At 72.4% G+C, this 6,822-nt stretch carries 8 protein-coding genes; 6 read left to right on the forward strand and 2 right to left on the reverse strand.

Annotated elements, in window-relative coordinates; genetic code table 11:
• A partial coding sequence (locus ESO86_RS08915) for a dihydrolipoamide acetyltransferase family protein (protein WP_165307542.1) occupies positions 1 to 963 on the forward strand: 963 nt, incomplete at its 5' end.
• Between the two features lie 37 nt (positions 964 to 1,000).
• Here ESO86_RS08915 and ESO86_RS08920 read toward each other — a convergent pair.
• The gene (locus ESO86_RS08920; protein WP_165307545.1) at positions 1,001 to 1,498 is read right to left on the reverse strand and encodes a GNAT family N-acetyltransferase; all 498 of its coding nucleotides are present in this window, start codon (positions 1,496 to 1,498) and stop codon (positions 1,001 to 1,003) included.
• Positions 1,499 to 1,621: 123 nt separating this feature from the next.
• Between ESO86_RS08920 and ESO86_RS08925 the strand changes: the two genes are divergently transcribed.
• The 5 genes from ESO86_RS08925 to ESO86_RS08945 are packed head-to-tail and all read left to right on the forward strand — an operon-like array spanning position 1,622 to position 5,596.
• Positions 1,622 to 2,635, forward strand: coding sequence for a metal ABC transporter substrate-binding protein (locus ESO86_RS08925; protein ID WP_129234580.1), 1,014 nt, complete (start codon positions 1,622 to 1,624; stop codon positions 2,633 to 2,635).
• 4 nt (positions 2,636 to 2,639) lie between these two features.
• The gene (locus ESO86_RS08930; RefSeq protein ID WP_129234581.1) at positions 2,640 to 3,407 is read left to right on the forward strand and encodes a metal ABC transporter ATP-binding protein; all 768 of its coding nucleotides are present in this window, start codon (positions 2,640 to 2,642) and stop codon (positions 3,405 to 3,407) included.
• Positions 3,408 to 3,444: 37 nt separating this feature from the next.
• On the forward strand, positions 3,445 to 4,353 hold the full coding sequence (locus ESO86_RS08935; RefSeq protein WP_165307548.1) for a metal ABC transporter permease: 909 nt from the start codon (positions 3,445 to 3,447) through the stop codon (positions 4,351 to 4,353).
• A complete protein-coding gene (locus ESO86_RS08940; RefSeq protein ID WP_129234583.1) occupies positions 4,353 to 5,195 on the forward strand; it encodes a metal ABC transporter permease in 843 nt (280 codons plus the stop codon). Before ESO86_RS08935 ends, ESO86_RS08940 begins: the two co-directional genes overlap by 1 nt.
• Complete coding sequence (locus ESO86_RS08945; RefSeq protein ID WP_129234584.1) at positions 5,192 to 5,596, forward strand: Fur family transcriptional regulator; 405 nt, start codon at positions 5,192 to 5,194, stop codon at positions 5,594 to 5,596. Before ESO86_RS08940 ends, ESO86_RS08945 begins: the two co-directional genes overlap by 4 nt.
• Positions 5,597 to 5,620: 24 nt before the next feature.
• Here ESO86_RS08945 and ESO86_RS08950 read toward each other — a convergent pair whose 3' ends face one another.
• Positions 5,621 to 6,226: a DUF2202 domain-containing protein gene (locus tag ESO86_RS08950; RefSeq protein ID WP_129234585.1), complete on the reverse strand. Its 606-nt coding sequence runs from the start codon at positions 6,224 to 6,226 to the stop codon at positions 5,621 to 5,623.
• Between the last annotated feature and the right edge of the window lie 596 nt (positions 6,227 to 6,822).

Consider the following 6,822-nt stretch of genomic DNA (forward strand, 5'->3'; position numbering starts at 1 on the left):
GCGCCGCCCGCGGTCCCCGCGACTGCGCCGGCATCGCGCCCCGCGGCGCCCGCATCCGCGCCGGCGGAGCCGATCCGAGCCGCTGAACGCCACGACGACGGCGTTCCGGTGATCGCCAAGCCCCCGATCCGCAAGCTCGCGAAGGACCTGGGCGTCGACCTGTCACGCGTGGCGCCGACCGGTCCGATCGGCGACATCACCCGCGACGACGTCATCCGCGAGGCCAGTCAGGCCAGCGTCTTCCGCAACATCCAGACGCCCGAGCTGCCGGCCGACCGCGAGACCCGCATCCCCGTCAAGGGCGTGCGCAAGGCGATCGCGCAGACGATGGTGCAGAGTGCATACTCCGCACCGCATGTGTCCGTCTTCGTCGACGTCGATGCGACGCGCACCATGGAGTACGTCAAGCGGCTGAAGGCCTCCCCCGACTTCGCTGGGGTCAGGGTGTCGCCGCTGCTCATCATGGCGAAGGCGATGATCTGGGCCGCACGCCGGAACCCGACCGTGAACGCGCAGTGGACCGACGACGAGATCATCGTGAAGCACTACGTGAACCTCGGCGTCGCGGCGGCGACCCCTCGCGGGCTGATCGTCCCGAACGTCAAGGAGGCGCAGGCCATGACGATGGTCGAGCTCGCCACCGCGCTCGAGCAGCTCACGCTGACCGCGCGGGAGGGGAAGACGCAGCCCGCCGAGATGCAGGGAGGCACGATCACGATCACGAACATCGGCGTCTTCGGCATGGACACCGGCACGCCGATCCTCAACACCGGCGAGGTGGCGATCGTCGCACTGGGCACCATCCGGCAGAAGCCGTGGGTGGTCGACGGCGAGGTCCGGCCTCGGTTCGTGACGACGATCGGCGGGTCGTTCGATCACCGGGTCGTCGACGGCGACGTCGCCAGCCGCTTCCTCGCGGACGTGGCGTCGATCATCGAGGAGCCGGCACTCCTGCTCGAGTAGCGGGCGCGCGCCGAACCCTGGACGCCTCGCCGGCGACTCAGAGCCGGATCTCGAAGGCGACCACGCCGTCGGACCGGCCGACCTCGCCCAGGCCGGCCTGCTCGAGGACGCGACGCGCTGGGAGGTTCGCGATCTCGCATTCGGCGCGGGCGATGAGCGCGCCCGCCTCGCGGAGCACGTCGAGCGCGGCGTCGACCACGTGCTGGGACAATCCGGTGCCCCGGGCGGCGGGCACGAGTCCGAACGCGAACTCGACTGCGCCGCGGTCGTCGGGAGGCCCGAAGAGGTTGACGCCGCCGACGGCGGCGCCGGCTTCTCCGTCGGCGCCGAGGCGTCGGACGAGGTAGGGGCCGTAGGGCGCCGGGTCGCCGTCGCGCCGCGCTGCGCGAAGGTAGTCGGCGAGGAGCTCGGGTTCGTCGGTGAACGAGTAGCCGCCCTCCCAGCCGTCGACCGGGTCGACTTGGCCGTCGAGCAGGCGTTCGGCGTCGGAGGGGGTGAACGGGTGCAGGGTGATGGGACTCGTGGCGGTTTCCACGGCTGACACTCTCGCATGGACGACCGACGAGCGACAGTCCCCGTGCACAGAACGTCATGCGAACGACCGGATGCCCGACAGATGGTTTTGACAATCATTATCAATAACGCGTACCCTCGTGGCATGCCCAGCGCTTCCATTCGTCGCACCCACTGGTCCGCCCTCGCCCTCGGGGCGGCATCCGTCACGCTGCTCGCGGGATGCGCGACACCCGGCGCCTCGGAGTCGGACGGCGTCCGGGTGGTCGCGACGACCACGCAGGTCGCGGACTTCGCCCGCGAGGTCGCGGGGGAGTCCGCCGAGGTGACGGGCCTCCTCCAGCCCGGCCAGAGCGCGCACTCCTTCGACCCGTCCGCCGCGCAGCTGCTCGCGCTGGGAGAGGCCGACGCGCTCGTCGTGAACGGCGCCGGGCTCGAGTCGTGGATCGACGACGCGGTCGACGCGTCCGGGTTCGACGGCGTCCTCATCGATGCCAGCACCGGCATCGAGCTCGAGGCCACGGAGGACGACCACGACCACGACCACGACGCCGAGGCGGACGGCGACGGCGACGACCACGGCGACGGGAACCCGCACGTGTGGACCGATCCCGTGCTCGCCGAGCGGATGGTGGCGAACATCGCCGACGGGCTGGCCGACGTCCCCGGCATCGACGCCGACGCGGTCGCCGCGAACGCGGACGAGTACACGGCCCGACTCGACGCCCTCGACGCGTGGATCGACGAGAACGTCGCGACCGTGCCCGTCGAGGAGCGACTCCTCGTGACGAACCACGACGCGTTCACCTACTTCCTCCACGCGTACGACATCACCTTCGTCGGCAGCGTGATCCCGAGCTTCGACGACAACGCCGAGCCGAGCGCGGCCGAGATCGACGAGCTGGTCGAACGCATCGTGGCGACCGGGGTGCAGGCGGTCTTCTCCGAGGCGTCCATCTCGCCGAAGGCGGCCGAGACCATCGCCGACGAGGCCGGGGTCGCGGTCTACTCCGGCGAGGACGCGCTCTACGGCGACTCGCTCGGCCAGCCGGGCTCCGAGGGCGAGACGTACCTCGGCAGCCAGGTGCACAACGCGCGCCTGATCCTCGAGTCGTGGGGCGTCACGCCTTCCCCGTCGCCCTCCGTGCTGGGAGGATGACCGCATGAGCGACTCCGGACCCGTCCTGGTCCTCCGGGACGCCGCGTTCCGGCATCCCGGAGGGGCCGGCATCGCCGGCTTGCGACTGTCGGTCGCGCCCGGCGAGGCCGTCGCGGTCATCGGGCCGAACGGCGCGGGCAAGTCGACGCTCCTCCGGGGCATCCTCGGCCTCGTGCCGCTCGTCGAGGGCAGCATGCGGGTCGGCGGCTCCGAACATGCTTCAGACGGCATGATCGGCTTCCTGCCGCAGTCATCGGACCTCGACCCCGACTTCCCGATCAACCTCGAACAGGTCGTGATGCAGGGACGCTACCGGCGGCTCGGCCTGCTGCGCTGGCCCGGACGCCGCGATCGGGAGGTCGTGCGCGGCGCCCTCGAGACGGTGGGTCTTGCGGACCGCGCCCGCCGGCGGTTCGGGGAGCTCTCGGGCGGTCAGCGCCAGCGGGGGATGCTGGCGCGCGCGCTCGCCTCCGAGCCCGTGCTCCTCCTCCTGGACGAGCCGTTCAACGGGCTGGACCAGGCGAACCGCGACGCGCTCATCGAGACCGTTCGAACCCTGAAGCGCCGCGGGGTCGCGATCATCGTCTCGACCCACGACCTCGAACTCGCGCGCCAGGTGTGCGACACGGTGCTCCTGGTCAACGGCGGCCAGGTGGGTTGCGGCCCCGTCGACGACGTGCTGACGCTCGAGAACGTGCAGGAGTGCTTCGAGGGCGTCGGCGTCGAGATCGACGAGCACACGGTGGTCGTCCCGGGGCACGAGGGGCATTGATGCCGGTTCGGGCATGCGACCGGGGGAGTGGTTCGCGATGAGCCTGGGCGACGCGCTCTTCGGCGCATTCGCGCTGCCGTTCATGGGCCGCGCACTGCTCGTGCTGCTCGTGCTCTCGATCGTCGCGGGGATCGTCGGCGTGCTCGTCAACCTGCGCGGCCTCGAGTTCATCAGCGACGGGCTCACCCATGCGGTCTTCCCGGGGCTCGCGATCGGACTCGCGGTCGGCGGCACGGCGGGACTCGTACCGGGCGCCGCCATCGCAGCGCTTATCGGCGCGGTGCTGCTCACCCTCTTCCTCCGCGCGGGGGTGACGTCCGACGCCGCGGTGGCCGTCGTGCTCACGGCCACGTTCAGCGTCGGCGTCATCGTGGTCTCGCGGAGCGACGACTACGCGGGGGAGCTCGAGGCGCTCCTCTTCGGCCGCGTGCTCACGATCGCGCCCGAGGATGTCGTGCCGCTCGTCGTCGTGTCGCTCGTCGCGGCCGTCGCCGTCGGGGCGACGCTGAAGCAGCAGGTCTTCCGTGCGTTCGATCCCCATGGCAGTCGCGCAGCAGGGGATCGCGGGCTCGCCCTCGACCTCGTCCTGAACGCGTCGATCGCGCTCGTGGTGGTCGCCGGAGCGAGCACGGTGGGGACCCTCCTCGTGCTGGCGCTGCTCATCGTCCCCGGGGCATCCGCCCGACTCGCGACCGTGCACCTGTGGCGGCTCTTCCCGATCGCGGCGTCGGTCGGCGCCGTCAGCGCCTGGCTCGGGCTCGCCGTCGGGTTCGGCGCGTCGGTCGGCGCCGGCATCGACCTCCCGGCCGGAAGCACGGTCGTCGCGGTCTTCGTCGTGGTGTACGCGCTGATGCTGGCGTACCGGGTCGTCCGCGACCGGACGACCCGCTCGGCGCCCGCGCCCGTCCCGGCGCGCACCCGCGCCCGAACGGCGGGGGAGCGGTGATGGGCTACTTCGAGCGCGCGCTCCTCGCGGCCGTCGTCATCGGCGCCGGCGCCGGCTTCGTCGGCGCGCTCGTCGTGCTCCGCCGTCGCACGTTCTTCGCGCAGGCGCTCACGCACGCCACCTACCCGGGTGCCGTCGCCGCGGCGGCGCTCGGACTCAGCGTCCCGTTCGGTGCGGCCGTGGCATCCGTCGTGATCGTGGCGGTCGTGGTCGCGATCGCACGAGTCCGCCACCAAGGGGCGCAGGTCGCCGCGGGCATCGTCCTCACCGGCGGGTTCGCCGCCGGTGCGCTGCTCCAGGCCCTCATCCCGGGGATCCCCGTCCGCCCCGAGTCGCTCCTCGTCGGGTCGATCCTGACGGTCGGCGATGCCGACATCGCGCTCGCGGCGGTGGTGCTCGTCGGAGCGGTCGCGCTGGTGGCGGCGTTCGGCCCGCGGATCGCCTTCTCGACGTTCGATCCGGGCGGCTTCAGGGCCGCCGGGTTCCGGGAATGGCCGGTCGAGCTCCTGGTGCTCGGGCTCACCGCGGCATCCGTCGTCAGCTCGCTGCCGGCCGTCGGCGCGATCCTCGCGATAGCGCTCATCGCGGCCCCCGCGGCCGCCGCGCGCGCCGTCGTGTCGACCTATCGAGGGGTGCTGTTCGCGGCGCCCGTGATCGGGGCCGCGTCCGGCGTGATCGGGGTGCTGGCCTCGCGCGCGCTGGCGGTGGCCGCGGGGCCGGCGATCGCACTCGCGGCGACCGCGTTCTTCCTCGTCGCGCTCGGCGGCTCACAGCTGCGGCGACTACCCTCGAGGCGGGCTCCGATACCGGTGGAGACCGCGGAGGACGCACGGATCGCATGAAACGGAACACCTGGCAGCGCGAGGCGGTGCGCGATGCGCTCGACGGCACCGAGGGCTTCATCAGCGCGCAGGCGCTCCACTCCGCGCTGCACGCGAGCGGGTCGCCCATCGGGCTCGCGACCGTGTACCGGGCGCTCGGCGACCTCGCGGCGAGCGGCGACGCCGACTGCCTGCAGTCTCCCGAGGGCGAGGCGATCTACCGCGCGTGCAGCACCGGCCATCACCACCACCTCATCTGCCGGAACTGCGGGCTGACCGTCGAGATCGCGGCCGACGAGGTCGAGACGTGGGCGCAGCGCGTCGCGGCGGAGCAGGGCTTCACGGCGCCGGCGCACGTCGTCGACGTCTTCGGGCTGTGCGCGGAGTGCTCGCGGCAGTCCGTGGAGGGCGCTCGCGCCTGAGCCCACCCCGCACCGGCCCCGCCGTCAGGCGAGGCGCTCGAACGACGCGAGGTGGTTCTCGGAGCCGGCGAAGAGCCGCTCGAGCACGCTGATCACGTCGGACTCGTCCTCGGCGGCGATCGCCGCCCCGAGGTCGGCGAGGTCCCGCTCCTCGATCGCGATGCCGACCTGGATCGCCTCGTCGAGGCTGGTCGACCCGCGCGCGACGAGCTCGTCGTAGAGCGCCTGCAGGTCGGGATCCGCGAACACGCCCACCTCGTCGGAGCGGGGGTCCTCGATGCCGCGCGCCGAGAGCAGCGGCGCGACGAGCTCCTGGTGCGACGTCTCGCTCGCGGTGATGTTGGTGAAGACCCGGGCGTCCCAGAGGTCGCCGAGCACCAGGTAGACGTCGTGCGCCAGCTTCTCCTCCTCGATCAGGTAGCGGAGCGTGGCTGCGGTGTCGTCGGCGTCCTCCGGAGCGGGGTCGACGGATGCCTCGGGGGCCGGGGTCGTCGGCTCGGCCGATATCTCGGCCGTCGACTCCGAGGCGGCGTCCGTCGGCGACGGCATGCAGGCCGTGAGCGACACGACCGAGCCCGCCAGGGCGATCGCGGCGACGGTGCTGACGAGGGTGCTCCTGCGGGTGGGCATGGCGTGCGCCTTTCGGGGACGGGACGAGAGCGGTCGTGGCTCCGCGGTCCGGGGATCCGGCCGCAGTTCGACGCTACCAATACCCCTAGGGTATTTCGAGGGACGGAGGTCCCGTCGCGTCGTCGCGTGGCCGTCGACACTCGCACGGTGGGAAACCGCAGGTCAGCGCCGAATCACGCGGCACGATTTGGGAACCGGACGAGAACGTGGCTACGGTTGACGACGGTCCACGTGGACCACACACCCAGTCCGCGCCCCCGGTCGCCAGGCATTCCTCCGAGTGCCCACCGGGGTCGTACGGTTCCCTGCGTGGTGTCCGGCTCCTATGGCCGGGCGCGCTGGACTCGGTGCTCGCCCGGTGCACAGCATCACCGCGGCTCGAGCCCGTCTCCCGGATCGCGCGGAACCCGGCCGTGACCCTGAGCACGCTCCTGCCCGCCGGCCGCAGCGCACCATGGCCGGCGCGACGAGCGCGCTTCGGAGCGCCTGCACACATGCTCGAATCATCCGTCCCCCACGCGGACGGCGTCGCGACCCCGGATGTCGCCGCGCCGCCCGGCACGAACCCCGACCCCACCCCCGACGCCGTCGCGGCC

This window comes from Agromyces binzhouensis (assembly GCF_004135055.1).
Taxonomy (GTDB): Bacteria; Actinomycetota; Actinomycetes; order Actinomycetales; family Microbacteriaceae; genus Agromyces; species Agromyces binzhouensis.